This window comes from Plantactinospora mayteni, from assembly GCF_016862935.1.
Taxonomy (GTDB): Bacteria; Actinomycetota; Actinomycetes; order Mycobacteriales; family Micromonosporaceae; genus Plantactinospora; species Plantactinospora mayteni.
This window is the reverse complement of record NZ_BONX01000102.1, coordinates 1-3,071: the sequence shown is the minus strand read 5'-3', so window position 1 is coordinate 3,071 and position 3,071 is coordinate 1. Positions and strand designations below refer to the sequence as shown.

Below are 3,071 nucleotides of genomic sequence, written 5' to 3'. Positions count from 1 at the left end.
CGCGACCAGGCCGCAGTATCAGGTCGAGTTGTACGACGTGCATGCGCACTGGGGCTTGCTCCGCTACCTCGGCCTGTTCGCTGTTGGTAGCGGCGGTAGCCTGGTGCTGTCAACTGCTGGACGCCGGATCGTCGGCAACCAGCGGCGTGTCACCTCTGAGGAACTCGGCATCGGATTCGCGGTCTACCTCGCCGAGACGTGGGCGGAGAGCCGACGTCTCGGGGCGTCGACGGTTCGTACCGTCGACATCGATGCGGCGCTCGCGAGCGGTTCTATCTCCGTCGGCGGGTTGCGGGTTCTGGTGGAGCAGACCGGATCCCGCCCGGACTACCTGCTGATTTCGGATTCGGTAGGTGGATCCGGTCGTTTCAGCATCGCATTCTGGAGTGCAAGGGCACCAAGAGCCGCCCTTATGCCTACCGCCAGTTGGCACACGCTGCGATCCAACTCGGCGGTGTGGTGGTCGACGGGAGATGCCCCAGCGGGTTGGCGGTAGGTACCGTGGTCGCGCAGAACTCGGTCACGTACTACGCACTGCAGCATCGTCCCGACCGTGTTGGGGAACCACCGACGGCGGTCGCCCCGTCAACGTGGCCGAACGCGGAGGGCGACGAGCTTGAGGTTGATCTCAGTGATGTGCTGATCGACGAGCTACCCGAGGTCGACCTTGACCGCACCCGGCCTGTCGGCCTCCAGGGATTCACCGCCACCGCGCTGCGTGGCTCATGGGCAGCGTTGGCTGACCTGGCCGGCAATGACGCAGCATTCCAACGCTGGGCCCCGAGAGCCATGCGTAACCGCCTCAACCGTACCGCCGCCGATCGTCCACAGCGGGTCCGCTACAGCGGGGACGGCATTGACGTGGTGGGGGTACGTAACGTCATCTCGCTCCCCGGCGGTCAGCTCGAGGCCGTGCTCGGCGTGGAAGCCGACGTTGACGAGGCGCTCACCGGGGGGAACTCGACCGAGATCCTTGTTGCCCAACAACGGATCGTCCAGCGAGAGCTGCGGTACCGATACATGCAACGCGGAACGTCGTCCGTCGTCAGCATCGCCGATGACGGCGCAGCGCTCGTCCTGAACCCGCTCTGAAGGTCTGCGCCCGCAGGCATGGGTCGACGGCGACGGGGCCGGAGCGGGCCATGACCACGTCCACGCTCCAGACGTGGTCGGCTTGCGGACGACAGAAGTGCGAGGTTCCCCCTGGGACTGGTCACCGGCGTTTCATGCCGCAAGGACTCGTGGGGCCGCGCGATGGGATCTTGCATACGGTGGTGTCGGTGTTTGCCAGCACGGCGGCGAAGGCGATGATGAACTGCCCGGCCGGGCCCGGCCGGCCCGGTCTAGGACCAGGACCTTGAACTGCTCGGCCCGGTCGCCCAGGTCCATGAGCAGGTTCCTGGCCTGCCAGCCGTGGAGGGCGCTGGCAATGACTCCTTTACTCGGCTGGTTTATGCTGTGGGTTACCTGGGCAAACGTGCGTGAGCATGCCGCTGGGCCACCGGACTACTGGGGGTCAAGGGGTCGTCGGTTCGAATCCGGCCGTCCCGACAGACAGAAAGCCCTGACCAGCAGAATCGCTGGTCAGGGCTTTAACCTTTGTCTATGGAGTTTTGAACCTCCCCCCGAAAACCCCCCGTTTATGGGTGTCGGCAACCAGGTTTGTTATCCGTGTGCATCGTTGTGCTCTACAGCTTCGGGCTGGCCATCGAGGTCGGTTCCGAGCCGTTCGAGGATCTCGGAGACGTCGGGGGCTTGGACGGTTACGACGCCACGGTGACCGGGCTGGTGGTCGGCCAGACCGCCCTGATCGTCGCGCTGACCGTGGCAGCCCTGTTGCAGCAACGGCGAGTCCCCGGCCGGAGCCCGGGGCCTGTTCCACGGGCTCGGTGTGGCGGTGTTCGGCACGGTGGCGGTTGGGCTGGCCGCCGCGCTGGTCTACCGCGCCGCCGACGTGCTCGACCGCGACGTCAGTCCCAGCCCCGCCCGGCCGGTACCGCCGGGCCTCGCGCCGTTGCAGCCACCCATCTCGTACCGGTGGGCCGCCCTGGGAGCGCTCGCGGCGGTCCCGGTCTCGACGATGATCCTGCTCGCCTCGAGCTACTCCGCAAACGCGTCCTACTTGCGCGCTGACCCCTTTACACAACCGGCGACAGAGCCAAGGTCCGGGACGGGCAGGTCGCGAACCGCCCGTTCTACGCCGCGTTCGGCGTCACTCTCGACGGCCGTCCCTTTTCGCCGCCACAACATCTACAATCAGCGGAGTGACGATGAGCAAGGTCGATTTTGACGAGCTTCAGCATCTCGCCACCGAGGTGCGCCGGGCGCAGACCTCACTCTCCGCAGGCGTGCAGGGATTCTCGGGGGCGCCCTCGGCCGCACCGGCACCACCGGTGCAATTCACCGTCACCCCGAACCTGCAACAGAGGACCACCATCCCGGATGCGGTGACCACGTTCGGCAACACGGACGCGGGCGCCGCCTGCCTGAGTGCTCACCACCAGGCGCAGAGCACCATGGGCGCGGTGCTTAAAGCGTTCGACAACACGATCGACTCGGACGCCGAGCGGTTGGAGTTGGCACTGGCGGTCTACCGGAAGACCGACGCCGAGGCGGCCGACAGGTTACTGGCGACGAAGCGTAACCAGTTGGACGTGTTCAGTACCCACATGAGCACCGGCGGCGAACACGCGCCGCAGCAGGCCCGCCAGATCAACGATCTGCGCACGATAGCCGGCGACCAGACGATGGGCAACACGGTCGTCGGCGGAGACTTCAACTCCGTTACTACCGGCAACAGTCCGTCCGCCCAGGCCCTCCGTGGCTTCGGCGGCCACGGCTTCGACGTCAACGGTGGTGTGATCCATGACGGACGGGGTGGCACCTCGGCGAGTAACATCCCGATCGACCACGTGATGCCTCGTGGAGTGGGCGCTTCCGACGCCCAGCGATGGGCCCGGGGCCAATCCGATCACGACGGCCAGCGGGTCGACCTGACCCTGTCGAACTGGTAGTCCCTACTAGGGCCTGTGTCGAAGTCGGTTATAGCCATTCGTTGATGGCGGCGAGTT

General features: G+C 66.2%; 3 protein-coding genes. All 3 read left to right on the top strand.

The window, feature by feature from the left end:
- Positions 1 to 496: hypothetical protein (locus Pma05_RS42040; protein WP_203863128.1), on the top strand; the 496-nt coding region annotated here is incomplete at its 5' end.
- 5 nt (positions 497 to 501) lie between these two features.
- On the top strand, positions 502 to 1,092 hold the full coding sequence (locus Pma05_RS42035; protein ID WP_203863127.1) for a hypothetical protein: 591 nt from the start codon (positions 502 to 504) through the stop codon (positions 1,090 to 1,092).
- A 1,172-nt stretch (positions 1,093 to 2,264) separates the two neighbouring features.
- Positions 2,265 to 3,014, top strand: coding sequence for an endonuclease/exonuclease/phosphatase family protein (locus Pma05_RS42030; protein WP_203863126.1), 750 nt, complete (start codon positions 2,265 to 2,267; stop codon positions 3,012 to 3,014).
- Positions 3,015 to 3,071 lie beyond the last annotated feature (57 nt).